This is a genomic window from Xanthomonas arboricola pv. juglandis (assembly GCF_001013475.1).
Taxonomy (GTDB): domain Bacteria; phylum Pseudomonadota; class Gammaproteobacteria; order Xanthomonadales; family Xanthomonadaceae; genus Xanthomonas; species Xanthomonas arboricola.
Window position 1 is genome coordinate 188,464 of sequence record NZ_JZEF01000005.1, and the last position, 23,625, is coordinate 212,088.

Annotated in this window: 19 protein-coding genes; 11 read left to right on the forward strand and 8 right to left on the reverse strand. The window is 66.3% G+C overall.

Going from position 1 to position 23,625, the window contains the following annotated elements:
* Nucleotides 1–69: 69 nt before the first annotated feature.
* The 6 genes from galD to XARJCFBP2528_RS17995 form a co-directional block, all read right to left on the reverse strand.
* Nucleotides 70–1,740 (reverse strand): GH35 family beta-galactosidase GalD, encoded by a 1,671-nt coding sequence (galD, locus tag XARJCFBP2528_RS17970; protein ID WP_087962337.1) that lies wholly within the window; start codon nt 1,738–1,740, stop codon nt 70–72.
* Nucleotides 1,741–1,823: 83 nt separating this feature from the next.
* Nucleotides 1,824–3,740: a sialate O-acetylesterase gene (locus tag XARJCFBP2528_RS17975; RefSeq protein ID WP_026064489.1), complete on the reverse strand. Its 1,917-nt coding sequence runs from the start codon at nt 3,738–3,740 to the stop codon at nt 1,824–1,826.
* 106 nt (nt 3,741–3,846) lie between these two features.
* Nucleotides 3,847–6,108 (reverse strand): beta propeller repeat protein, encoded by a 2,262-nt coding sequence (locus tag XARJCFBP2528_RS17980; protein ID WP_026064490.1) that lies wholly within the window; start codon nt 6,106–6,108, stop codon nt 3,847–3,849.
* Nucleotides 6,109–6,218: 110 nt separating this feature from the next.
* Complete coding sequence (locus XARJCFBP2528_RS17985; protein WP_026064491.1) at nt 6,219–8,942, reverse strand: TonB-dependent receptor; 2,724 nt, start codon at nt 8,940–8,942, stop codon at nt 6,219–6,221.
* 339 nt (nt 8,943–9,281) lie between these two features.
* Nucleotides 9,282–12,212 (reverse strand): TonB-dependent receptor, encoded by a 2,931-nt coding sequence (locus XARJCFBP2528_RS17990; RefSeq protein WP_026064492.1) that lies wholly within the window; start codon nt 12,210–12,212, stop codon nt 9,282–9,284.
* A gap of 258 nt (nt 12,213–12,470) precedes the next feature.
* The gene (locus XARJCFBP2528_RS17995) at nt 12,471–13,442 is read right to left on the reverse strand and encodes a LysR family transcriptional regulator (protein WP_016903232.1); all 972 of its coding nucleotides are present in this window, start codon (nt 13,440–13,442) and stop codon (nt 12,471–12,473) included.
* Between the two features lie 373 nt (nt 13,443–13,815).
* On the opposite strand from XARJCFBP2528_RS17995, the gene XARJCFBP2528_RS18000 reads away from it, so the two are divergent.
* From XARJCFBP2528_RS18000 to fdxA, 5 genes are all read left to right on the forward strand, one after another.
* The gene (locus XARJCFBP2528_RS18000; protein WP_016903233.1) at nt 13,816–14,448 is read left to right on the forward strand and encodes a 2-dehydro-3-deoxy-6-phosphogalactonate aldolase; all 633 of its coding nucleotides are present in this window, start codon (nt 13,816–13,818) and stop codon (nt 14,446–14,448) included.
* Entirely contained in the window at nt 14,445–15,593 is a 1,149-nt protein-coding gene (gene dgoD, locus XARJCFBP2528_RS18005) for a galactonate dehydratase (protein WP_016903234.1), read from the forward strand. The genes XARJCFBP2528_RS18000 and dgoD overlap by 4 nt, the downstream gene beginning before the upstream one ends.
* On the forward strand, nt 15,587–16,498 hold the full coding sequence (locus tag XARJCFBP2528_RS18010; protein WP_016903235.1) for an SMP-30/gluconolactonase/LRE family protein: 912 nt from the start codon (nt 15,587–15,589) through the stop codon (nt 16,496–16,498). The genes dgoD and XARJCFBP2528_RS18010 overlap by 7 nt, the downstream gene beginning before the upstream one ends.
* The gene (locus XARJCFBP2528_RS18015; protein ID WP_016903236.1) at nt 16,495–17,373 is read left to right on the forward strand and encodes a 2-dehydro-3-deoxygalactonokinase; all 879 of its coding nucleotides are present in this window, start codon (nt 16,495–16,497) and stop codon (nt 17,371–17,373) included. Before XARJCFBP2528_RS18010 ends, XARJCFBP2528_RS18015 begins: the two co-directional genes overlap by 4 nt.
* Nucleotides 17,374–17,490: 117 nt before the next feature.
* Nucleotides 17,491–17,814, forward strand: coding sequence for a ferredoxin FdxA (gene fdxA / locus XARJCFBP2528_RS18020; RefSeq protein ID WP_006453280.1), 324 nt, complete (start codon nt 17,491–17,493; stop codon nt 17,812–17,814).
* 120 nt (nt 17,815–17,934) lie between these two features.
* Here the strand turns inward: fdxA and XARJCFBP2528_RS18025 are convergent, their stop codons facing one another.
* Both XARJCFBP2528_RS18025 and dapA read right to left on the reverse strand, forming a co-directional pair.
* Nucleotides 17,935–18,453: a hypothetical protein gene (locus XARJCFBP2528_RS18025; RefSeq protein ID WP_026064956.1), complete on the reverse strand. Its 519-nt coding sequence runs from the start codon at nt 18,451–18,453 to the stop codon at nt 17,935–17,937.
* A gap of 16 nt (nt 18,454–18,469) precedes the next feature.
* Nucleotides 18,470–19,378 carry a 4-hydroxy-tetrahydrodipicolinate synthase gene (dapA, locus tag XARJCFBP2528_RS18030; RefSeq protein WP_016905099.1) on the reverse strand — a complete coding sequence of 303 codons (909 nt, stop codon included), beginning with the start codon at nt 19,376–19,378 and terminating at the stop codon, nt 18,470–18,472.
* Nucleotides 19,379–19,470: 92 nt separating this feature from the next.
* On the opposite strand from dapA, the gene XARJCFBP2528_RS18035 reads away from it, so the two are divergent.
* The 6 genes from XARJCFBP2528_RS18035 to XARJCFBP2528_RS18060 all read left to right on the forward strand — a co-directional run bounded on the left by XARJCFBP2528_RS18035 (nt 19,471) and on the right by XARJCFBP2528_RS18060 (nt 23,621).
* The gene (locus XARJCFBP2528_RS18035) at nt 19,471–20,097 is read left to right on the forward strand and encodes a glycine cleavage system transcriptional repressor (protein ID WP_002813792.1); all 627 of its coding nucleotides are present in this window, start codon (nt 19,471–19,473) and stop codon (nt 20,095–20,097) included.
* 13 nt (nt 20,098–20,110) lie between these two features.
* Nucleotides 20,111–20,461, forward strand: coding sequence for a ribonuclease E inhibitor RraB (locus XARJCFBP2528_RS18040; protein ID WP_026064883.1), 351 nt, complete (start codon nt 20,111–20,113; stop codon nt 20,459–20,461).
* Nucleotides 20,462–20,498: 37 nt separating this feature from the next.
* The gene (locus XARJCFBP2528_RS18045) at nt 20,499–20,981 is read left to right on the forward strand and encodes a peroxiredoxin (RefSeq protein ID WP_016904784.1); all 483 of its coding nucleotides are present in this window, start codon (nt 20,499–20,501) and stop codon (nt 20,979–20,981) included.
* 82 nt (nt 20,982–21,063) lie between these two features.
* Nucleotides 21,064–22,461, forward strand: coding sequence for a PhoH family protein (locus XARJCFBP2528_RS18050; protein WP_016904785.1), 1,398 nt, complete (start codon nt 21,064–21,066; stop codon nt 22,459–22,461).
* On the forward strand, nt 22,461–22,943 hold the full coding sequence (locus XARJCFBP2528_RS18055) for a hypothetical protein (protein WP_016904786.1): 483 nt from the start codon (nt 22,461–22,463) through the stop codon (nt 22,941–22,943). Before XARJCFBP2528_RS18050 ends, XARJCFBP2528_RS18055 begins: the two co-directional genes overlap by 1 nt.
* 6 nt (nt 22,944–22,949) lie before the next feature.
* Nucleotides 22,950–23,621, forward strand: a complete 672-nt coding sequence (locus XARJCFBP2528_RS18060; RefSeq protein ID WP_016904787.1) for a YoaK family protein — start codon at nt 22,950–22,952, stop codon at nt 23,619–23,621.
* The last annotated feature ends 4 nt before the right edge of the window (nt 23,622–23,625 follow it).

Genomic DNA, 23,625 nt, shown 5'->3' on the forward strand with positions numbered 1-23,625 from the left:
CATTGCGTTCGACCTGGAAGCCGGCCTGCTGCGCAGCGATCGGGCTGCGCAGCGGGCGGCCGTGCAGGCTTACTTGTAGGTGGCCAGCTTGATCTTCAGCAGCTGCGGTGCGCTGGAAAAGTTGACACCGTAATCGGTCTGGTCGCCGTTCCAGTTGCGCTCGAACTTCCAGTCGCTGCCGTCGTACACGCCTTCCTCGACGCGGTCGTAGAGCATGTTGGCGGTCGCCTCGCTGGCCGGATGCAGGGTCACGCGCACGTGGTAGCCGGTGACCAGAAATTCGTCCGGGCCGAGCTCGGCAATCAAGGCCGCGCCGATCGGCTCCGGGTTGCCCGGCGGCTTGCCCTGGAACCAGAACTGCGGCACGCCGTAAGTGATGGTGGCGCTCCAGCGGTCGTTGAGTTGCAGCTCCTGCACCGCCTGGCCGGGTTCTTCGGCGGTGCCATGCAGCTTGCCTTCGGACGCGGCCTTGGCGAACGGACGCATGCCGCGCTTGACCAGATCGAAACCCAGCGCGAACGGCGCCAGGGTTTCTGCGTTGACGTGCTTGGCGCCCAGCGGATAGTTGGAATAACGCGTGTAGTCCATGCCGAACGCCGACCAGCCGATGCCGTCGTGGCCCAGCGCGGGGAACAGGTAACGTGCGTATTCGGGGCGGTTGCCGGTTTCGGCGACGAACAGCGCATTGTCCGGGCGGGCATAACGTTCCAGCACCGTGGTGTAGGTGCGGTACTCGGGCATGTAGATATCCGGCGCCAGCAGGTCGATATGCGGGCCGGCGGCCTTCCACACATCCAGCACGTTGTCGGTGGGGCCACCGCTGGCGTACTGGCCGGGCTGGCCGGGATTGAACGGGCCACGCAGTGCGGCGTTGACGTACATCGGCAGCGGGTATTCGGCCTTACCGGCCTCGGCCACCTGGTCGATGTAGCGACCGATCGACCAGGCATGGAAGATCTCGTCCGCATCGGCACCGAACACCTGCGCCCAGCTGCCCGGCGGCTTGTTCAAGCGCTTGAGCAGTGCGTCCGGCACCGGGCCATCGAACAGCTGCTGCGCCATCGGCGAGAAGTCGCGCACGCTGCCGTAGGTGCCCGGCTCGTTCTCGGGCTGGATCATGATCACGGTGTGCTGCGGATCGACCTGCTTCAGATGCTGCATGAAGGCGACGAAGGCCTTGCGGTCGGCATCCAGGGTGGCCTGCGCATGCGGCGACAGCGACCCGATCGCCTTGCCCTCGCGCGTCACCACGCGCGGGAAGCGCTGGTTGTCGGTCTTGACCCAGTGCGGCGCATACGCCGGGCCGTTGTTCTTCCAGGTCGCAAACCACAGCAGCACCAGCCGCACCTTGTGCTCGCGCGCCTGCGTGAGCAGCGTATCGACGAAGGAGAAATCGAACTTGCCTTCTTCCGGCTCGACCTGCTCCCAGGCGATCGGCACCTGCACGGTGTTTGGGCCCAGCACCTGCATCGCCGGCCACACCTTGTCCATCACGCCGGGATAGTTGCTGGAGTTGTTGACCTGCGCGCCCAGGATCAGGAACGGCGCACCATCGACCAGCAATGCGTGCTTGCCGTCCTTGCTGACGAACTGCGGCATCGGCGTCTGCGCAGCCGGCGCCGCTGCCGTGGCAGGCGCGGTCGCTGCGCTACCGGCAGTCGGTGCGACTGCGGCCGGTTTGGCTTTGTCGTCCTGCTCGCCGGATTGGCACGCCGCCAGGGCCAGCGTCAGCGCGGACAGCAGCAGCGGACGCAGGCAACGGCGTGCAGGGGAAGAAGCGATCACACGTGCAACGGGGGAATGCATGGACATAGGACTCCGTGTCACCAGGTATCGGTGCGGAAGGGGGAAACGGGAAGCTGTTCGCGATTGACCAGGTTGGCGTCGTCCGGGTTTTCGCTCCAGCCGTAGCGCACCGCGACCGGTGCAGCCACCGCGTCGCTGCGCACGATCACCCGATCGGCCTCGATGCGTGCGGTGGCCGGATGGAAGTGTTTATCGGCACCGGCGACGCGGAAGCCCTGCACTTCGCCACCGTTACGCACCTGCAAGGCACTGCCCTGCAGATCGAAACTCAGCATTGCCTGACCATCGGCAAAGCGCGCCTGCTCGAACACCGGCGCGCTGTACACCAGTGTTTCGCCATACGCCACATGACGTGCAGCAAGCGCAAGGCGATGGCCGACATCGCGCTTGTTGATGGGATGGATATCGGTGGGGTTGCCGATATCGATGATCACCGCCTGCCCGGTCGCCGGCAGCGCCAGCGTCTTGGACTGCGACTCGCGCAACAGTGCCCAAGGACTCAGCTCGCCCTTGTCGCCGCCGGCCTTGAAGGTGGCCAGCTGCACCCACAGGAACGGCAGCGTTTTCGCGCCACGTTCGGCGCGCCATTGCTGGATCATCGCGGCGAACTGTTCACGGTACTTCAGCGCGCCGGTGTCGGTGGCATTGGTTTCGCCCTGGTACCAGATCACGCCCTTGACCGGGAACGGCTGCAGCGGATGGATCATCTGGTTGTACAGCAGCGTGGGCAGCTGATTCTTGTTGTCCACCAGCGATACACGCACGGCGGCGGGGCGGAATTTCCAGCCGCCCAACGCGCGTTTGGCACCGGCGCTGGTCTGCACGAAGCGCTGCTCATCCGGACCATGCACGCCGCCACCGCCACTGAGATCTTCCACCCGCACCGCGATGTGGTTGACCCCTGCATGCAAGGCCGAAGCCGGCACGCTGTAGACGCGCGGCAGGTTCCACTGCTTTTCGGTCGTGCCGACCTGCTGGCCATTGACGTAGGTGATGTCCGAGTCGTCGATCTGTCCCACGCCCAACGTGATGCCGGCCTTGGCTTCGGCAGCGCTCAGGGTGACCGTGGTGCGATACCAGGCGATCCCGTCCATGCCGTCATAGCCGCTGGATTCCCACTGCTGGGTGGTCGGGATGCTGTCCCAGTCGCTGTCGTCGAATGTCGCTTCGCGCCACTGCGGCATCTCGCCATCCACCTTGGGCCAGCGCGCGATGCGCTTGCCGGTGGCCGCCTGCGCAGCGGCATCGCGCTGCTTGATCGCCTCGATCGCGCCCTGGTTCTGCCCGGCATCCAAACCCAGCGAGGCCGCATCCATCCACGCCTCGATGGAACTGCCGCCCCAGGTGCTGTTGACGATGCCGATCGGCACGCCGGTGCTGGCGCGCAGCTCCTTGGCGAAGAAATAACCGACTGCGGTGAACTCGCCGGCGTTGTCCGGCGTGGCAGCCTTCCAGTCGCCGCCGGTCAGGCGCGCTTCCGGCTGCAGCGACCACGACTTGGGCACCTTGAAGTGCCGCAACTGCGGGTCGTTGGCGGCCGCCACCGCCTGCGGGCCATCGCTGGCCTGCGCCAGCGGCCACTCCATGTTCGATTGGCCGCTGGCCAGCCACACATCGCCGACCAGCACATCGCGCACCTGCAACTCGCCGCCGTCGCCCTGCACGCTCAGCACATAGGGGCCACCGGCCTTGTGCGCGGGCAGACTGACCTTCCACTGGCCCTTGGCATCGGCCTTGGCGGTGGCCCGCTTGCCGTCGAAGCTGACCGTGATCGCGGCATGCGGCGTGGCCCAGCCCCACACCGGCATCGCCTGGTCGCGCTGCAGCACTGCGCCATCGGCAAACAACAACGGCAGGCTCGGTTGCGCCAACACGGCAGGGCTGGCCAGCACCAGGCCCAACAGGCAGCCACGACGGATGAGGGAAACGGTCATGCAGTGATCTCCAGGGTCGGCGCGGCCACTCGGCGCGCAGCGATGCGACGGCGCATGCCGCCGTACACGGTAAGACAGCGCGATGATGTACGCAGGGACGCAGCACTCATCGTGGATCGCCGTAGAAGATGCCACGCCCACCGGTGGCGAAGTACACGCGCCCGGGGAGGCGCGGATCGCCGGTGACGCTGTAGGGCTTGCCGAACCGGTGCGCGTCGTCGTTGATGCGCAACCAGTGCGCGCCTTCATCGTCGGAGCGGAACACGCCGTCCACTCCATCCACGCGGCCGGCCAGATACAGCGCCGGCGGTGCGCCATCGCGCAGTGCCTTGCCGATGCCCAGCGAACGCGCCTCATCCGGCGTGGACAAGGTCTGCAAACGCCCGTCCTGCCAGCGCATCACGCCCAGCGCGGGGCTGGCCAGATACACCACCCCTGCCCGCCACGGATCCGGACGCAGCTGCGGGCGCGCCCGTTCGTCGCGCGCCGGGTTGCCGGCCTGTGCACCGGTGTCGCGAAAGTTCACTGCGCCATCGCGGCTCTCGTACAAGCGCCCGCTGGCGGTATCCACTGCATACCAGCGCCGCGCATCGACGCGATCGGCCACCGCCACCGCGGTCTCGGGCAGCCCCTGCACACGTTGCCAGTGCTTGCCGAAATCGGCGGTGCGCCAGCTGCCGCCTTTCTCGGGCGCCCACACCACATGGGATGCATCGGCGGCAATGGCGACGTTGCCGGCGCCCTGCCCGGCTGGCGGCTCGCTGGCGAACGCCGTCCACTGCGCGCCGCCATCGCGCGAATACAGCGCACGGATCTCGTTGTTGCGGCGATCGCGCACGGTGCCGCTGCGCACCACCCACTGCGCGGCCTGCCCGGCGGCATCGATGCTCTCGCCATTGGTCAGGCGCGGGCCGGCGTACTGCAGCTGCGCACGCTCCAGATCGTCATGCCGGAAGCCGTCGATATCGCCCAGCGCACTGAGCAGGTGCGCGCCCTGCATCGGGCTGAGCAGATCCAGCGGCACGGTCTCTTCCAGCCCGCGATCCTGGAACCACCACTGCAACGGCCGCTGCTGCCTGGCGAAATCCTGCAGGTTGCGCGAGGCCCAGATGCCGTAGCCGGTGACGAACAGCGCGTGGTTGCTGTCGAACGGGTCGATCGCCAGCGCGCCCATCCAGTGCGGCGAGGCCTGTGCGGTCCACGGCGCTGCGCTGTGATCGAACTGCGCGCCCGCCAGCAACGGCGTCCAGCTGCGCCCGCCGTCGACGCTGCGGAACAGCTCATCGCGCGGGCTACGGAGGCGGAAGGTGCTGGCCAGCAGCACCTGTGGCTGTTGCGGATCCACCGCCACCGCGCCCCAGCCGAAGCCATCGCCGCTGGCCGGCTGCGCGATCGGGCTGATCTCGCTCCAGCGCCCCTGCGCCGGGGTGTATTTCCACAGCGCGCCGCCGGCCATCAGGTCCGGCCCGGGCTGGTCGCCGTAGCTCAGATACCACTGCCCATCGCTGCCGCCGGCCATATGACTGGGACGCAGGCCCTTGGGCTGCCCGGCCACCGCCGACCAGCTGCGACCGGCGTCGTCGGAGACATACAGACTGGTCTGCGCGGTGGACACGCCGACATAGATGCGCGGGGTCGGACGGCCCGGGCGGCCGCTGGCGGCATCGAAGACCACAAAGGCGATGCCCACCGCCTGCTCGCGTCCGACATGATTGCGCGCCGTCGCGCCCGCCATTGCCTCGGCGGTAAATGCATCCACCCGCGCCCAGTGCGCGCCGCGATCGTCGCTGCGCCACAGCCCTGCATCGCGTGAGCCCAGCAGCAGCACACGGCCATCGTGCGGGTCCACCGCCAGCCGTTCGCCATTGGAACGGCCCAATTGATTGCCGCCGAGTTTGAACGGCAACTCGGCACGCTCGAAACTGCGGCCGCGATCGAACGAGCGCAGCACCGCGGCATTGCCGGCGCGCTCGTGCATGTAAGTACCTGCGGCCAGATACAGCGCCTGCGGGTCGGCAGGATCGACCGCGAATGCGTCGATCCCCATCAGGTTCCAGTCGTCGGCACCCAACCAATCGGTCAGTGCGATCCACTGCTGCGCACGCGCATCCCAGCGGTACGCACCACCGACATCGGTGCGTGCATACGCAAGGTCGCGCTCGGCGGGATGAAACAGCACACCGGTAACGAATCCGCCACCGCCGATGGCGACGCTGCGCCATTTGTAAGGCCCCTGCACCGCCGGATCGGCGGCCTGCAGCGGCAAAATCGAAAGCGACAACAGCACCAGCAGTGCCAGCCATACACGGACCGGCCACATCGCTGCGGTAACGCGGCGCACAGTAGGCGGATCGATCACAGCGATCATTCCTCCGGCTCCTCTTGCGATCGACGGCCTGCCGTCGATAGGAAAAACACCGGCCCGACGGGCTGCCTGCACAGCTCGCCGGACCGGAGACGCACTTCCTACGGCGCGTTCTACAGGCTGGCCCGCAATGTCAGGCCATACCGACGATCGTTGATCACGAAGTCACGGTAGCGCGACTCGGTGCCCAGATAGCTTTCGCGACGGGTATCGAGCAGATTCACGCCATCGAGCGAAATCGACCACACATCATTGATGTTGAAACGCAGCGAGGCATCCAGCTGGCCGAAGCCCTTGTTGTAGACCGGCAGGTTGCCGGTGCCGTTGCCCGCGGTGGTCACCAGCCAGTCGCTGCGCCAGTTGTAGGCCACACGGCCCTGGAAGCGCGAGGTTTCGTAGCTGAGGATCGCGTTGTAGCTGTTCTTGGACAGGCCTTCCAGCGGCACGGTCAGCGCCTGGCCATTGGTGTCGGTGGCAGTGGGGCTCGGCGCCTCGCTGTCGACATAGGTGTAGTTGGTCTGCAGGCCGAAGCCGCTCAACCAGCCCGGCAGGAAGTCGAAGAACTGCGTATAGCCCAGTTCCGCACCGCGGATCTTGCCGGCATCGCCGTTGACCGGACGGGTGATCTGCCAGACCTGACCGTCGTAGACCTCGTTGAAGACGGCATTGGCGATGAAGCCTTCGACCTTCTTGTAGAACAAGGTGCCGTACATCATCGAGCCCTGGCCGAAGTACCACTCCAGCGCGGTATCGAACTGGTCGGCCTTGACCGCTTCCAGACTGGGGTTGCCCGCGGTACCGGTGAAGGTCGAGGCACCGTTGGAGGTACCGGTGCTCAGGCTCAGGTTCGGGTTGAGCCGGTCGAAGGTGGGGCGGGAGATGCCGCGCGAGGCCGCAAAACGCCACTGCAGCTGATCGCTCAGCATCCAGCGCAGGTTCAAGCTGGGCAGCACGTCGGTATAGGTCTGCTGCGCATCCACCGGGATCAGTCCGCCGCCTTCGCTGTCGGTCCCGGTGCGCACGCCCTGCGAGCCCACCTCGGTCCGCACCACGCGCACGCCGATGTTGCCGTCGAACGGAATCGAGTCGCTGTCCACGCCAAAGCGCAGCACGCCATAGGCCGCGTAGGTCTTCTCGTTCTGCGTATTGATGTTGTTGGGCGCAAACTCCAGCGGGCTGGCACCGAAGGTGGCCAGGGTCTGCTCGTAGTTGGCGACTGCCGAGTCGGCAGCCGTCAGCGTGCGGCCAAAGGTGCTGCTCTCACCGCGGAAGAAGTCGGTGATCGGGTTGGTCACCAGGCCGATGGTCGGGTACTGCGAGAACGGCGTACCCGAGCAATCGTTGATGCACATGAAGCGATAGATATTGCCCTTGGTCTCGGCATCGCGGTCGGTGTAACGCACACCGGCCTTGAAGCTGCGCACGAAGTCGCTGTCGAAGGCCAGGTCCATGTCGGCGCGCCAGGCGAACTCGGTGCCCTCGTTGTCGTCCTTGTTGTCCAGGTGCCAGCGCCAGCCGTCGTAGTTGTTGGCATCGGCCAGATAGCCTTCCGCGCCGCTGGCATCGGTCACCGACAGGCGCGGCAGATCGCCACGGAAGTCGACGTTGAACTGCGGGCTGGTGTCCTGCCCGGTGGCGATGATGTAGCGCGTGCCCTTGGTGGTGGCATCGACGTACTGGAAGTCGGTGCTCAGGGTCAGCTTCTCGTTGACCGTCCACTTGGCACCCAGCGAGTAATCGGTGGTCACCGAATGCCGCTCGGTCAGGCTGGTGTTGGATTCGGTCGGCACGTTCTGGAACGAGCCATTGACGAACTCGTTGCGGTCGTTGACCTGAATGCCCGGCAAGCCCTGCATCGGGTTGGCGCCGGTCAGGGCGAAGAACGAATAATCGTGCCAGCTGAAGTCGTAATCCGAACGCAGCACCTGCGTATAGATCTCGACCGAATCGTTCGGACGCCACTGCATCGCGAACGCACCGGTCTTGCGCTCGCGCTCGCCGATGGTGGTGTTGATGCCGGCACCATGCGGCACCGACACGCCCTGGCCTTCATAGCCCGGCAGATCGGTCTGCGTGTACCACGGCTCGATCGAGATGGTGTCCTGGCGGAACGGGCTCTTCTGCTGCGAGTAATTCACCAGCAGGCCGATCTCGCCGATGCCGGTCTGCCAGCGATCGCTGAACAGGCCCGAAAACGCCGGCTTGCCGTCGTCGGCCAGGTCGTAATAGTTGTACTGGACGCTGCCGGCGATCTTGCGGCCGTCGTAGTCGAACGGCAGGCGCGTGCGCAGGTCGACGGTGCCGCCCAGGCCCCCTTCGATCATGTCGGCCGAGGGATTCTTGTACACGTTGACGCCGCCGAGCAGTTCGGCCGACACGTCCTCGAAGCTCAGGCCACGGCCATCGTTGGCGGTGAAGATGTCACGGCCATTGAGTTCGGTGCGCACCTGGGTCAGGCCGCGGATGGCGATCGAGCTGCCTTCGCCGTAGTTGCGCGAGATCTGGATACCGGAAATGCGCTGCAGCGCCTCGGCGACGTTGTTGTCGGGCAGCTTGCCGATGTCCTCGGCAACGATGGAATCGACGATCTGCTCGGCGTTCTGCTTGACCAGCTGCGCCTTGGTGACGCTGCTGCGCGTGCCGGTGACCTGCACGGTGTCGAGCTGCTGGGTGGTGGCGTCCTGGGCCGGGGCGGCAGTGGTGGTCGCGTCCTGCGCGTAGGCCTGCGCGCTCAACAGCGTGGCCACACTGAGGGCCATCACGGAGCGGCGGAAATCACGGATCGAACGCTGACCCACAGTCCGGCCTGCCGGAATGTGGCGATGTTGCACTGACATGGTGCTCCCTCCCAGGACGCATGTACTTCTAGTTTTTAGCGGGCCGGTGCGCGAACGCCCTGCCCGTCGTTGGTGCTGGCCCGCATCCGCCCACGACCGGTAGGCCGGGCGGGTGCGATGCGTGGTAATCCTGACGAGGCTTACCTAGCGGCTGCGGCCGGAGCATAGGGCGGCGCCGTTGTGCCACACCAATGAAATATTCCTGGAAAGGTATTCGTAAAACCTATAGCAACGCCGACAAACCCGCTGGGTCTGGCATTGCGGATCCGGATGGCCGGATCGGCCAAAGCGGGCTCAAGTCTGCGAGCCCGCACACAGCGGTTTCGTGATGGCCTTCGCTTACCAGTTCATGCGCAGCACCAGCGAATAGCGCCGGTCGTTGACGAACGAGGAGCGCGTATACAGACGCGGATCCACCTCACCGCCTTCGTACGAGGTCGGCCCCATCAGCACCCTGGTCACCGTGTTGGTCAGGTTGTTGGCCTGCACGCCCAGTTGCAGGTGCTCGTTGAAGCGGTAGAAGAACGAGCCGTCGAGCTGGCCGTAGTCGTCGGCCCAGGTCGGCAGACGGGTGGACGCATCGCTGGTGGTCAGCAGGTAACGCGAGCGCCAGTTGTAGGCCAGACGCAGCGACAACGGGCCCTTTTCGTAGATACCGGCCAGGTTGTAGCTGCGCCGCGACAGGCCTTCCAGCGGCAGCTCGACACCGGTGACGGTGGTATTGGTGTACGGGTCGGTGGCGGTGTTGGCGCCGCCCTGGCTGTCGACGAAGGTGAAGTTGGCATTGACGCCGAACCCGCTCAGCCAGCCCGGCAACTGATCGAAGAACTGGGTATAGCCCAGCTCCGCGCCGCGGATGGTGCCCTCGTCCATGTTGTACGGGCGCGTCACCAGCCAGGGGCGGTTGTCGTAGATCTCGCTGCGGGTCTGGGTGGAGAAGTAATCCTTGACCTTCTTGTAGAACAGCGTGGCGTACAGCATGTCGCTGGTGTCGAAATACCACTCCAGCGCGGTGTCGAACTGGTTGGCCACCATCGGCTTGAGATTCGGGTTGCCGGCGGTGCCGACAAAATCGGTCGCCTGGCCGGCGTCGTTGGTTTCCACGTTGAGCAACACATACGGCTGCAACTGGGTGTAGTCCGGGCGCGCCATCGCCTTGGAGGCGGCAAAGCGCCACTGCAGGCTGTCGGTGAAGCGCAGACGCAGGTTCAGGCTGGGCAGCACGTTGGTATAGCTGCCCTGGGAGTCGTTCTCGAAGTACTGCCCGGTATAGCGCGCCTGCAGTTCCGGCGAGACATTGAGCCCGGCCAGGTTCTGGAACTGGCCAAAGCCTTCGGCCTGGGTCTTGGTCTGCACCACGCGGATGCCGATGTTGCCGTCCACCGGCACGCCCCAGGCCTCGTCGTTGCCGAAGTACAGCGCCGCGTAGGCGGCCTGGGTGCGTTCGTGCTGGCGGTTGGTGTCCTGCGGCTGATAGGTGTCCGGCGCCCAGCCGTAGCCGCGCAGCGCCACGATCTGCTGGATCATCTGCGAGGCGGAGCGGTAGTTGTTGACAAGGCTGCTGTTGGGCACCACCAGCGTGGTCGGCACGTTCACCCCGCCACGGAAGAAGTCGGAGAAGGTGAACAACGACGACTGGTCGGTCATGAACTCGGACATATTCGCCAGGCCGTTACTGGTGCCCGGAATGGCGGCCCAGTTGTCGGAGATCACGCCCCAGTTGTAGCCGGAATTCTTGTTGATCTGATTGCGGTCGGTGGCGCGCATGCCGAAGCGCGCAAAGCGCAACCAGCTGCTGTCATCGAAGGTGTATTCCAGATCCACGCGCGTGGACAGCTGCCGCCCGCGGTTCTTGCCCAGATGGTCCATCGCCGCCGCCCAGAAGTAGTTGGACGGGTCCTGGGTAAAGCCCGGATTGGCGATCTGCACGCTGGGATATTTGCCCGACACGTCGTACGACAGGCCCGGCAGATAGGTCGCACTGAACACGGTGAAATCCAGCTGTTCGTTCTCCGACTCCACCAGCTGCATATCGCCCTTGATCTGCAGGTTGTCGTTGAAGAAATGGCTGAAGCCCACCGACATGTCGGTGGTGGTGGTGCGCTGTTCGGAATAGCGGTTGTCGGTATTGAAGCGCACACCATCGCCGGTGAGCACCCCGCGCCACGAGCTGGATACCGGCGAGCCGCGCAGGAAGGCGCCGCGATCGTCGTAGTCGAAGGTGGTGCCCGGTGCCGGCGTGATGCTGTTGTTGCTGTCGTTGAAGAACGCGGCGCGCTCCTGCCAGTTCATCTCGTAGCGCGAGCGCAGGAACTGCGCATAGATCTCGGTGGCATCGCTGGGCTTCCACTGGAACGCCGCCGCGATCCCGTCGCGCTTGCGCTCGAAATCCAGCTGACGCCAGTTCACCCCGCCCGGCACGAACACTTCGCTGCGCCCGCTGCCGGCCAGCACAGCCTCATCGGTCCGCCGCACGTACGGCTCCACCTGGATGCCGTCCGAGCGCGTGGCCAGCTCCGAATGCGCGACATCGATCATGAAGCCCATTTCGCCGATGCCGGTGTTCCAGCGGTCGCTGAACAGGAACGAGGCCGACGGCTTGTACTTCTTGCTCATGTCGCCGTAGTTGTAATCGACATTGCCGCCGACGATCCGGCCCGGATTGTCGAACGGCATGCGCGTACGCAGATTGACCGTGCCGCCCAGCCCGCCTTCGATGATTTCCGCCGAGGGGTTCTTGTAGACGTCCACACCGGCCATCAACTCGGCCGGCACGTCTTCGAAGCTCAGCCCGCGGCCGCTGGCGGCGCTGAAGATGTCGCGCCCATTGAGTTCGCCGCGCACCTGGGTCAGGCCGCGGATCATCACGCCGCTGCCTTCGGCGGAGAAATGGTCCGGATCGCTGCGTGCGGCGAAGTGATCGATGGTCACGCCGCTGACGCGCTGCAGGGTTTCGGTGACGCTGCGGTCGGGCAATGCGCCGATGTCTTCGGCACTGACCGAATCCACGATCTGGCTGGCATCGCGCTTGATTACCTGCGACTTGATCAGGCTGGCGCGCACGCCGCGCACTTCCACCGTGTCCAGATCCACCGCGCTGGTGCCGCCATTGGCGCTGGAGGCGGCCTGCGACGACTGCGCCTGTTGCGCATAGACGGGGGCAGCGAGCAGCAACCCGATGCTGACGGCCATGGCCGAATGACGCAAACGCGGGGTACGACGTGCGTGCACGCCCGTCCCTGCCGAGGCATGGCTTGAAAACTTGTACATCTGAATCCCTCCCAGGACGCAAGACGACTGAAGACTGGTTGTCGCGGCGCCGCGACGCGGCCCGCGTGATCACGGCGGAGCCGGCACGGACGCCTGCCCCTCCCTCTATCTGACGGTTTGCCCGCCGATCACCTGCCCGACTTCACGTGCGCTTCAGCGTGCGATCTGGCTCACAGATATAGGCGCGTGGTCTAGCGCCAGCCAATGAAAAATTCACAGCCTGGTATGCCGTGCCGGAATACAAATGGAAGAGCCCGCTTAACCAGTGGATTCCGGCCCGCGCAGACCGGGGTACAAACGCCGCGCGGTGGTGCGCAGCGCCTGCAGAATGCGCTCGGCTCCGGGCGGCAGGATGTAATCGCGCCGCCGGATGATGCCGAACGACTCCATGCGGACGCCCAGCTCGATCGGCAGCACGGTCAGCAGCTTGGCCTGGATCAGCGGCGCCACCGATTCCACCGGCAAGGCGGTCAGCATGTCGGTGCCACGCAACAGCGTGGAGGTCACCGGCAGCGACGAGGTCTCGATCGCGTTGGTCGGCGTCTGCACGCCGTGCTCCATGAACATCGAATCCAGCCGCGCGCGCAGCACGCTGTCGGCCGGCGGCAGGATCCAGCCGTGCCGCACCAGATCCGCATGCTGCAGGCCGGCCCGGCTGGCCAGCGGGTGGCCGGCACGCGCGATCACCGAATGCGGCTCATCGGCCAGCGGCTCGAACTCCAGCTCGCCCACGCCCTCCGGCCCCAGGATGCGGCCGATCACGATGTCCAGCTGGCCGTCCAGCAACTTGGCCACCAGCGGGCGGCTGTAGTCCATTTCCACCCGCACCAGGATGTCGGGGAACTCGCGCTTGACCTCGGCGATCGCCTGCGGCACCAGGTTGGTGCCCGGATTCACAACGGTGCCAATCGAGGCCTGGCCCATGCGCCCGGCGCGCAACGCGGCGATTTCCTCTTGCGCCCGACCGATCTCCGACATCGCCGCACGCGCACGCCGGATCAGCACATGGCCGTACCAGGTGGGCTCCACCCCGCGGGCATGCCGCTCGAACAGTTTCACCCCCAGCATGTCTTCCATTTCCGCCAGCAGCTTGGAGGCGGCCGGTTGGGTCATGCTGGCGGCCTCGGCCGCGCGCAGCACCGAGCGTTGTTCGTGCAGATGCAGCAGCAGCAGCAGCTGGCGCGTCTTGAGGCGGGCAGCGTTGAACCAGGGAGTGCCGGAATTTGCCATGGGGTATCGCCACGCAGCTGTATTCGTAGGAGGAATAGAATATGCCGAAAATTTCATTTGCAGCACATATCTCCCCGCGCGAGGCTATCGAACGCCGCAGCAGGAGCCCCTACCTCCCGGGCGCGGCCAGAACAGACGTGACCCATCTTCCACGAGATGGCAACACGCACGCCATGATTGCGGAGGTGGACGACGATGACGGCAACTTGCCGGCCAATTGCAGGCCGTTGGAGTGCGCACGCAAGTGCCGCAGCCACCTCGTCGCGACCGCCTGTCGCCCTCCGTGCGCTGCCGTGCAGCGCTGCAACTTCCCCCGACGCTGGCGCCCATCCGGGCGCTGACGGCCGCTTTCCGCTCTATCGCGAGTAACACGATGACCTCAGACACCACCGCCAGCCTGTTCGCCCTGCCGCTGATCGCCATCCTGCGTGGCATCACGCCGGAAGAAACGCTCGACCATGTCGGTGCACTGATCGACGCCGGCTTCGACGCGATCGAGATCCCGCTCAATTCGCCGCGCTGGGCCGAGAGCATCGCCCTGGCCCAGCAGACCTACGGCGAGCGCGCCTGGATCGGCGCCGGCACCGTGCTGCGCAACGACGACGTCGACACCCTGGCCGAGATCGGTGCGCGCTTCATCGTCACCCCGAATACGCGCCCGTCATTGATCCGCCATGCGGTGTCGCGCGGGCTCACCGTGGTCGCCGGTTTTGCCACCGCCAGCGAGGCGTTCGACGCCATCGATGCCGGCGCCACGATCCTGAAGCTGTTCCCCGCAGCCACCTATGGCGCCGCGCATGTGCGCGCGCTGCGCTCGGTGCTGCCCAAGCACATTCCGGTCTACGTGGTCGGCGGCGTCAGCCCGCAGACCCTGGCCGGCTTCCTTGCCCAGGGCGCCGCCGGCGCCGGCATCGGTGGCGAACTGTACAAACCCGCGCAATCGCTCGAAACGACCCAGACGCATGCACGCGCCTTCGTGCACGCTTACCAGGAACTGCAAGGATGAAGATCACCCGCCTCACCACCTACCACGCCGCACCGCGCTGGCTGTTCCTCAAGGTCGAAACCGACGAGGGCATCACCGGCTGGGGAGAGCCGGTCATCGAAGGCCGCGCGCGCTCGGTGGAAGCCGCCGTGCACGAACTGGCCGGCTACGTCATCGGCAAGGATCCGGCGCGCATCAACGACCTGTGGCAGACCATGTACCGCGCCGGTTTCTACCGTGGCGGCGCCATCCTGATGAGCGCCATCGCCGGTATCGACCAGGCCTTGTGGGACATCAAGGGCAAGGCGCTGGGCGTGCCGGTGTACGAGCTGCTGGGCGGGCTGGTGCGCGACCGCATGAAGACCTATCGCTGGGTCGGCGGCGACCGCCCGGGCGCAATCATCCAGCAGATCACCGACTACCGTGCGCTGGGCTTTGACACCTTCAAGTTCAACGGCACCGAGGAAATGAAGCTGATCGACAGCGCCCGCGCGGTCGATGCGGCGGTGGTCAAGGTCGCCGAGATCCGCGAAGCCTTCGGCAACAGCATCGACTTCGGCATCGACTTCCACGGCCGCGTCGGCGCGCCGATGGCCAAGGCGCTGCTGCGCGAGCTGGAGCCGTTCAAGCCGCTGTTCGTCGAAGAACCGGTGCTGGCCGAGCAGGCCGAGTACTACCCGCGCCTGGCCGCGAGCACCTCGATTCCGCTGGCGGCCGGCGAGCGCATGTTCTCGCGCTTCGAATTCAAGAACGTGCTGTGCGCCGGCGGTATCGGCATGGTGCAGCCGGATCTGTCGCATGCCGGCGGCATCACCGAGTGCGTCAAGATCGCCGCGATGGCCGAAGCCTACGATGTCGGCTTCGCCCCGCACTGCCCGCTCGGGCCGATCGCGCTGGCCGCCTGCCTGCACGTGGACTTCGTTTCGCACAACGCGGTGCTGCAGGAACAGAGCATCGGCATCCACTACAACGAAGGCGCCGACCTGCTCGATTACGTCATCAATAAAGACGATTTTCAGTGTATCGATGGCAGTATCGCCGCGCTGCCCAAGCCCGGGCTCGGTGTGGAGATCGACGAAGACATGCTCAAGCGCGCAAACGAAAATCCGCCGGACTGGCGCAACCCGGTCTGGCGTCACAGCGATGGCAGCATCGCCGAATGGTGAGCACGCCCGAACACACCGCCGTGCTGGCGGTCGACAGCCGCTGCACGCATGGCGAAGGCGTGCTGTGGTGTGAGCAACGTGAAGCGCTGTACTGGGTGGACATCAGCGAGAAGCGGCTGTGGCGGCATCATCCGCACAGCGCACACACGCAGTACTGGACGCTGCCGGACCGCCCCGGTTGCCTCGGCCTGATGGACGATGGCCGCGTGCTGATCGCGCTGGCCAAGTCGATCTGCATCGCTGACCCCGACAACGCCGACGCCGACACGCTGCCGCTCGAGCACCTGGCCGATATCGAAGCCGACAACCCGCATACGCGCAGTAACGACGGCCGCGCCGACCGCAACGGCAACCTCGTGTTCGGCACCATGGATGAGCACGACCACAAGGCCGCACGTGGCGCGATGTACCAGTTCTCGCTGCGCCACGGCCTGCGTGCATTGCCGCTGCCGGGCGTGTCGATCCCCAACTCGATCTGCTTCAGCCCCGACGGCCGCACGCTGTATTACTGCGACTCGCTGCGCCCGCAGATCCTGCGCTGCGATTACAACGCCGACACTGCGCAGACCAGCAACGTGCGCGTGTTCACCACGCTGGATCGCGACGATGCCGAGCCGGACGGCTCCATCATCGACAGCGAAGGCCATCTGTGGAATGCGCAATGGCGCGCCTGGCGCGTGGTGCGTTACCGCCCCGACGGCAGCATCGAGCGCATCGTGCAGCTGCCGGTCAAACACCCCACCTGCAGCGCCCTCGGCGGCGCCGCGCTGGACCGCCTGCACGTGATCAGCTCGCGCCTGGACCACAGCGCCGAAGAACTGGCGCGCACGCCGGAAGCCGGCGGTCTGTACGTCTGCGACGTGCCGATCAAGGGCCTGCCCGAGAGCCGGGTGGCCAGCGCATGATCGCCATCGACTGGGGCACCAGCAGCCTGCGTGGCTACCTGCTCGCTGCCGACGGCACGGTGCTGGAGCAACGCCGCGGCAGCGACGGCATCCTGACCTGCCAGGGCCGCTTCGCCGACGTGCTGAGCACGCTGATCGACGGCTGGGACGGCCCGCTGCTGCTGTCGGGCATGATCGGCAGCCGCAATGGCTGGGTCGAGCAGGCCTATCTGCCCTGCCCGGCCGATACCGCCGCCCTGGCGCAGGCGATGCGTAGCTACGCCGACCTGCTGCCCGGACGCACGCTGTGGTTCGTACCCGGCGTAAGCACCGGCGAGCAGCACGGTGTGCCCGATGTCATGCGTGGCGAGGAAACCCAGCTGGTCGGCCTGATCGCCGCACTCGGCGACGGCGAGCACGTCGCCTGCCTGCCCGGCACCCACAGCAAATGGGCGCAGATCGCGCACGGCCAGCTGACCGGTTTCGCCACCGTCATGACCGGCGAGCTGTATGCGGTGCTGCGCCAGCACAGCATCCTGGGCAAGCTGATGCAGGACGACCCTGCGGACCTGGACACCGATGCCTTCGCGCAAGGCGTCGACCGCAGCGCCGCGCCCGGCGGCCTCAGCCACCACCTGTTCGGCGCCCGCACGCTGGGCCTGTTCGACCGCCTCACCGCCACCGCGCTGCCGTCCTACCTCTCGGGCCTGCTGATCGGCCACGAACTGCGCGAGCAGCGCGGCAGTCACGCCACCGTGCACCTGGTCGGCAGCCCCGGCCTGGCGCAGCGCTACGCGCTGGCGCTGGCGCAGCTGGGCGTGCGGACGCAGCTGCATCGGGAAGATCTGGCTGCGACGGGATTGTTCGCGCTGGCCAGGCAGCGCGGCTTGGCCTGACCGGAGACGGTCAGGACCGCGCCGAGCGGCCAGGGCTGGCGGCCGACAAATCCGGGCCAACCCCACACCGGCCACCGGACTGCTTTAGAATTGACAGGCTAAACGCCGGATTCCGCCATGCCTTTTGTTGTCACCGAAAACTGCATCAAGTGCAAATACACCGACTGCGTCGAGGTCTGTCCGGTGGATTGCTTCCACGTCGGCCCGAATTTCCTGGTCATCGACCCGGATGAGTGCATCGACTGCACGCTGTGCGAGCCGGAATGCCCGGCCAATGCGATCTACCCGGAAGACGACGTCCCGGCAGGTCAGGAAGGCTTCGTCGCGCTCAACGCCGAGCTGGCCAAGGCCTGGCCGGTGCTGACCGTGCGCCAGGAGCCGCTGCCCGATGCCGCCGAGTGGGACGGCAAGCCGAACAAGTTGCCGCTGCTGCAACGCTGAGACAGCGCCTGGCAGCATCCAGCCGGGCGATAACGCAGCAACCAAGCGAAAGCACCGCATCAGAATGCAAAACGGGCGCCCGAAGCGCCCGTTCTGCTGTCTGCGATTGCTGCAGCGGCCTCAGCCGCCCAGCTTGCCCTTCAACGCCGTGATGACCGCCACCGGCGCTGCCGCAGTGGCCGGCATGCCGCGCGGATCCACCGCCGACACATAGCTGCCAGCTTCGACCTTCACCACGCGTACCAGGAAGCTGGAGCCTTCGTAGCTGACGTCGTAGGAACCGAGCATCTGCGCCTTGCTGGCGATGGTCAGGCCGGGAATGTCGGCCAGCGCCGCGCCGACCTTGGCGAACACCTCGTCGCGCTCGCCCGGCGTGGTGAAACCGCTGTTGGCGCTGGCGGACGGCGGCGCCGAAGTGTTCTGCTGCGCGCTTGATGCCAGCGTCGGCACCTTCATCGCACCGGAGGTGTCGGGCAGGTTCAGATCCGGCGGCACTTCCAGCGGACGGGCTTCCGGGGCCAGCGCGTAGTCACCGCGTGCGCCCTTGTGGAACCAGCTGCAACCGCTCGTGGCGGCGACGGTGGCGGTCGCCAGCAACGCGAGCGAGAGCACGCGGACGGGGGAAACGGAATGACGCATCGATAGATCTCCTGGGTCAGGCCGCGAGCATTTCGCGGCTGGAAAGCGCTTCCAACGCAACAGCGTCGGCGGCAAGGCGGTCGGCGGCAGGCTGGTGCGCCGCTGAAAGAGGCAGTAACGGCAAACGCAGGCCGTGCCCGATCCCGGCCCGCTGCAGCAGCGCCTTGACCGGGATGGGATTGGATTCGATCCCGCAGAAACTGTGGTACTCGCTCAAGCGTGCGTCCCACGTGGTGGCCGCCTCGCGCTGGCCATCGCGGGCCAGATCGCACAGCCGCCGGTACGCCGACGGCAACGCGTTGGACGCCACCGAAATCAGCCCGTCGGCGCCGGACAGCATCGCCTGCGCGGCGCTGCCATCGTCACCACTGAGTACCACGAAGGACTCGCTGCGCAGCGCCACCAGCGCGGCGACGCGCTCCGGCTCGCTGCGCGCTTCCTTGATGCCGACGATATTCGGATGGCCGACCAGCGCCGCAACCGTCTCCGGCAACAGGTCGCATCCGGTGCGGCCGGGCACGTTGTACAGCACCACCGGCAGCCCGCCGTTGTCGGCAACCGCCTGGAAATGCGCCTGCAGGCCGGCCTGGGTCGGACGCACGTACGGCGGCGTCACCACCAGCGCGTACTGTGCACCCAGCGCCGCGGCGCGGCGCGTCTGCGCGATGGTCTTGGCGGTGCCCGACAGGCCGGTACCGGCCAGCACCGGCACACGTCCGGCCACCTGCGCGACGGCGGCACGCAACAAGGTGTCGTACTCCTCGTCGCTCAATGCCGCAGCCTCGCCGGTGGAGCCGGCGACGACGATTCCCTGCACGCCGCCGTGCAGTTGCTGTTCCAGCAACCGCCGCCAGGCATCCAGGTCGAGTGCGCCGTCCGGACCGAAAGGGGTCGCCAGCGCGGTGATGATGCCGGAAAGGGACAAGATTCTGCTGCTCTTACGTGACAGGAAAGGCCCGCGCGCACGCGGGTTGTGGCCGCCTGCATGTTACTTGCGGCGCGAAACCACGGGCAAGTATGCTGGTCACCGCCAGGGCGCCTGCCCGGGCGGCCATTCAGCCTGATGCAATGCCGGAAGCCCCTTTGACCGACTCGACTCCCCGGCCTTCGCCGACCGAAAACCACCTCCTGATCAACGCCTACACGACGCATCCGGAGTCCCCCCTGTTGCCCGTCACCCGCCGCATCGCCGACAGCGGCTGCAATCTCGTGGACGCCCGCCTGGCCACGGTGGGGCGCGATGTCTCGGTCACCGCCCTGGCCACCGGCTCCTGGGATTCGGTCGCCAAGCTCGAAGCGATGCTGACCAGGCTCGAGCGCGAGGAAGGCCTGAAGCTGGTGTGGTACCGCACCGGCCCCAAGCAGACCCAGTCCAACCTGCTGCCCTACATCGTCGAAGTCATCGCCGCCGACAAGCCGGGCATCCTGTTCCAGCTGGCCGATTTCTTCGACCGCCAGGGCATCACCATCGAGAACCTGCAGAGCACGCGCTACCGCGCCATGCAGACCGGCGCGGAGATGTTCTCGGCGCAGGTGACGATCGGCGTGCCGGCCAACATGCACATCGCCGCGTTGCGCGATGATTTCCTGGAATTCTGTGATCATCTCAATCTCGACGCGATCATGGACCCGATGAAGTTCTAAGGCAGACGTTCCGATGGCCATTGCCCTTTCCGCACTGAAACAGATGTTCGAGCACATCCGCTCCGAGACCGACTGGAATCTCGACGGGCCGTTGCGCTGGGAATATTTCTTCGCCGACCCGGCGCAGCAACCGCTGCAACACCTCGCCGAGCAACTGACCCAGGACGGCTATCGGGTCATCGACATCTTCCTCGGCGAACGCGACGAAGACGATGGCGACGACGAAGAGTCGTACTTCCTGCACGTGGACAAGCTGGAACAGCACACCATCGAGTCGCTGAATCAGCGCAATGCGCAGTTCGATGCGCTTGCCAAACGTTTCCATGTGGCTGCTTATGATGGGATGGACGTCGGCCCGGCTTGACCGCGCCGTACGCCCCTCCACTTAGGGCTGAGCAACGATGACCGACGCTGTATTCGAACTACCTGCTGCAAGCTTCGACCTGCCACTGTCGCTGTCCGGCGGCACCAGTACCACGCTGCGCGGCTACGCCGGCAAGTGGGTGGTGCTGTACTTCTACCCGAAGGACAGCACGCCCGGCTGCACCACCGAAGGCCTGGATTTCAACGCGCTGCTGCCGCAGTTCACCCAGGCCGGCGCGGTCGTGCTGGGCGTCTCGCGCGACTCGGTGAAGTCGCACGACAATTTCTGCGCCAAGCAGGGATTTACCTTCCCACTGGTCAGCGATGGCGACGAGGCCCTGTGCCGCGCCTTCGATGTGATCAAGGAAAAGAACATGTACGGCAAGCAGGTGCTCGGCATCGAGCGCAGCACCTTCCTGCTGTCGCCCGAAGGGGTGGTGGTGCAGGCCTGGCGCAAGGTCAAGGTCGCCGGCCACGCCGACGCCGTGCTGGCCGCGTTGAAGGCGCGCGCCAGACAGTGACGCCCCCTGGTTTCCCGTGTCCTCCATCACCCTGCCCTGCAGGCGTGATGGCTCGCCCCTGCTCCATCACTTGGAAGACCCAATGACCCGAGGCAAGCGCATCTACGTGCTGGACACCAACGTGCTGATGCACGATCCCACCGCGCTGTTCAAATTCGAGGAACACGATGTGTTCCTGCCGATGCAGGTGATCGAGGAACTCGACAACGCCAAGAAGGGCACGTCCGAAGTCAGCCGCAATGCGCGCCAGGTCAGCCGCTTCCTGGACGAACTGCTGGAGAACACCAACGCCGAGCAGATCCAGGCCGGCATCCTGCTCAGCCATCCGCAGGGTATCCAGCTCAAGGGCCAGGCCGCGATCGGCCGGCTGTATTTCCAGATCCATCCGATCGATCCGGGCCGCACCTTCGGCGCGATGATCCCGGACAACAAGATCCTGGCCTCGGTGCTGGCGCTGTGCGAGGAGCATCCGGATGTACCGGTCATCCTGGTGTCCAAGGACATCAATCTGCGCATCAAGGCCTACATCAGCGGCCTGAATGCGGAGGACTACCAGAACGATCGCGCGCTGGACGACTTCAGCCTGCTGTTCACCGGCGCCATCGAGCTGCCGGACAACTTCTGGGAAAAGCACAACCAGGACCTGCGCAGCTGGAACGAGCGTGGCCGCACCCATTACGAGATCGTGCTGGCCGAGGACGAAGACTGGTATCCGAACCAGTACCTGTACCTGCCGGGCGAGGACGAAGTGGAGCTGCGCGTGGCCAAGGTCGGCGGCGGCAAGGCCACGCTGTGCCTGGTCGACGATTTCCGCAGCGGCCAACATGCGGTCTGGGGCATCGTGGCGCGCAACCGCGAGCAGAACTTTGCGCTCAATGCCTTGATGGACCCGGAAATCGACTTCGTCACCCTGCTCGGCACCGCCGGTACCGGCAAGACCCTGCTCGCCCTGGCCGCCGGCCTGGCGCAGACGATGGATCAGCAGCGCTACCGCGAAATCATCATGACCCGCGCCACCGTCAGCGTCGGCGAAGACATCGGCTTCCTGCCCGGCACCGAGGAAGAAAAGATGACGCCGTGGATGGGCGCGCTGACCGACAACCTGGAAGTGCTCACCCACAACCAGGACGGCGGCGCCTGGGGGCGTGCGGCCACCAACGACCTGCTCGCCAGCCGCATCAAGATCCGCTCGATGAACTTCATGCGCGGGCGCACCTTCCTGTCGCGCTACCTGATCCTGGACGAGGCGCAGAACCTCACCCCCAAGCAGATGAAGACGCTGATCACCCGTGCCGGCCCCGGCACCAAGATCGTGTGCCTGGGCAACGTCGAACAGATCGACACGCCCTACCTCACCGAAACCACCTCCGGCCTGACCTATGCGGTGGATCGCTTCAAGGCCTGGCCGCACAGCGCGCATATCACGCTGCGGCGCGGCGAGCGTTCGCGCCTGGCCGACTTCGCCTCGGAGGTGCTGTGATGCACAGGCTGCGCGGCGCGGCGGCGCTCGCCGTGATGGCACTGGCCGGCTGCGCGACCGCGCCGCCGCCAGCGAGCGTGCCGACCAACCTCAAGAACGGGCAGTCCTGGGTCATCACCCGCCAGGGCATCGCCGAGCAGGTGCTGGACACCTGCTCGCGCGACAGCCCGGCGCGGCATCCGGGCCAGGTCACCGGCTACTGGACACCGAGCCAGCAGCAGATCGAGCAGCTCGAATCCAGGCAGGACGCATTGACGCCGACCATCCCCGAGCCGCGCGATTTCGATCGCCAGTACGTGGGCGTGGTGGTCCAGGGCCAGCAGCTGATCTACATCAACGCCTTCAAACTCCCGAACGATCCGCCGGTGAAACCGGCCAAGGAAGCGATCCGGGTGTGCGATGGCGGTAGCGCCTTCTGGGGTGCGCTGTACGATCCGCAAACCGGCGCGTTTTCGCAGATCGCCGTCAACGGCACGCCCTGACCGGCAATGGGAATCCTGCTGCCGCGCTGGGTCTGGATCGGCGCGGTGGCGTTGTCGGGCGTGGCCGGCATGGTCAACGTGGTCGGCTACCTGGGCTCCGAGCATCAGGTGGTCAGCCACCTCACCGGCACCACCAGCCTGCTCGGCGTGGCCCTGGTGCAGAACAGCGCACCGGAGATCGGCTTTCTCTGGGGCATCCTGATCGCGTTCTGCGCAGGCGCCATGCTCAGCGGCCTGATCATCCAGGACGATGTCTTGCGGTTGGGACAGCGCTACGGCGCGGCGCTGCTGCTCGAAGCGCTGCTGTTGCTGGCCGCGATCCCGCTGTTCAAGCTGCACCATGTCGGCGGCGCGCTGGTCGCCGCAGGCGCCTGCGGGCTGCAGAACGCCATGGCCACCACCCTCAGTGGCGCCGCGGTCCGCACCACGCACCTGAGCGGCATGTTCACCGACCTGGGCATCGGCCTGGGGCACCTGCTGCGCGGGCGCCCGCTGCAGGTGCGCCGGCTCACGCTGAGCGGGCTGATCATCGGCGGCTTTCTCGGCGGGAGCATGCTCGGCACCTGGCTGTTCCAGCGCTGGCACTACGACGCGCTCTACCTGCCGGCCGGCCTGACCGGAGTGACCGGTGCCGGCTACGTTGCCTCCCTGCAATGGCGTCGCTGGCGCACGCGCTGATCCG

Excerpts from the sequence above, each read along its gene's own strand:
- XARJCFBP2528_RS17980 (WP_026064490.1), bottom strand. The coding sequence starts at position 6,108 with ATGATCGCTGTGATCGATCCGCCTACTGTGCGCCGCGTTACCGCAGCG.
- XARJCFBP2528_RS17975 (WP_026064489.1), bottom strand. The coding sequence starts at position 3,740 with ATGACCGTTTCCCTCATCCGTCGTGGCTGCCTGTTGGGCCTGGTGCTG.
- XARJCFBP2528_RS18025 (WP_026064956.1), bottom strand. The coding sequence starts at position 18,453 with ATGCGTCATTCCGTTTCCCCCGTCCGCGTGCTCTCGCTCGCGTTGCTG.
- XARJCFBP2528_RS18035 (WP_002813792.1), top strand. The coding sequence starts at position 19,471 with ATGCTGGTCACCGCCAGGGCGCCTGCCCGGGCGGCCATTCAGCCTGAT.
- XARJCFBP2528_RS18060 (WP_016904787.1), top strand. The coding sequence starts at position 22,950 with ATGGGAATCCTGCTGCCGCGCTGGGTCTGGATCGGCGCGGTGGCGTTG.
- XARJCFBP2528_RS18050 (WP_016904785.1), top strand. The coding sequence starts at position 21,064 with ATGACCCGAGGCAAGCGCATCTACGTGCTGGACACCAACGTGCTGATG.
- XARJCFBP2528_RS17990 (WP_026064492.1), bottom strand. The coding sequence starts at position 12,212 with ATGTACAAGTTTTCAAGCCATGCCTCGGCAGGGACGGGCGTGCACGCA.
- fdxA (WP_006453280.1), top strand. The coding sequence starts at position 17,491 with ATGCCTTTTGTTGTCACCGAAAACTGCATCAAGTGCAAATACACCGAC.
- XARJCFBP2528_RS18045 (WP_016904784.1), top strand. The coding sequence starts at position 20,499 with ATGACCGACGCTGTATTCGAACTACCTGCTGCAAGCTTCGACCTGCCA.
- XARJCFBP2528_RS18015 (WP_016903236.1), top strand. The coding sequence starts at position 16,495 with ATGATCGCCATCGACTGGGGCACCAGCAGCCTGCGTGGCTACCTGCTC.
- XARJCFBP2528_RS17995 (WP_016903232.1), bottom strand. The coding sequence starts at position 13,442 with ATGGCAAATTCCGGCACTCCCTGGTTCAACGCTGCCCGCCTCAAGACG.
- XARJCFBP2528_RS18010 (WP_016903235.1), top strand. The coding sequence starts at position 15,587 with ATGGTGAGCACGCCCGAACACACCGCCGTGCTGGCGGTCGACAGCCGC.
- XARJCFBP2528_RS17985 (WP_026064491.1), bottom strand. The coding sequence starts at position 8,942 with ATGTCAGTGCAACATCGCCACATTCCGGCAGGCCGGACTGTGGGTCAG.
- XARJCFBP2528_RS18055 (WP_016904786.1), top strand. The coding sequence starts at position 22,461 with ATGCACAGGCTGCGCGGCGCGGCGGCGCTCGCCGTGATGGCACTGGCC.
- XARJCFBP2528_RS18000 (WP_016903233.1), top strand. The coding sequence starts at position 13,816 with ATGACCTCAGACACCACCGCCAGCCTGTTCGCCCTGCCGCTGATCGCC.
- dgoD (WP_016903234.1), top strand. The coding sequence starts at position 14,445 with ATGAAGATCACCCGCCTCACCACCTACCACGCCGCACCGCGCTGGCTG.
- XARJCFBP2528_RS18040 (WP_026064883.1), top strand. The coding sequence starts at position 20,111 with ATGGCCATTGCCCTTTCCGCACTGAAACAGATGTTCGAGCACATCCGC.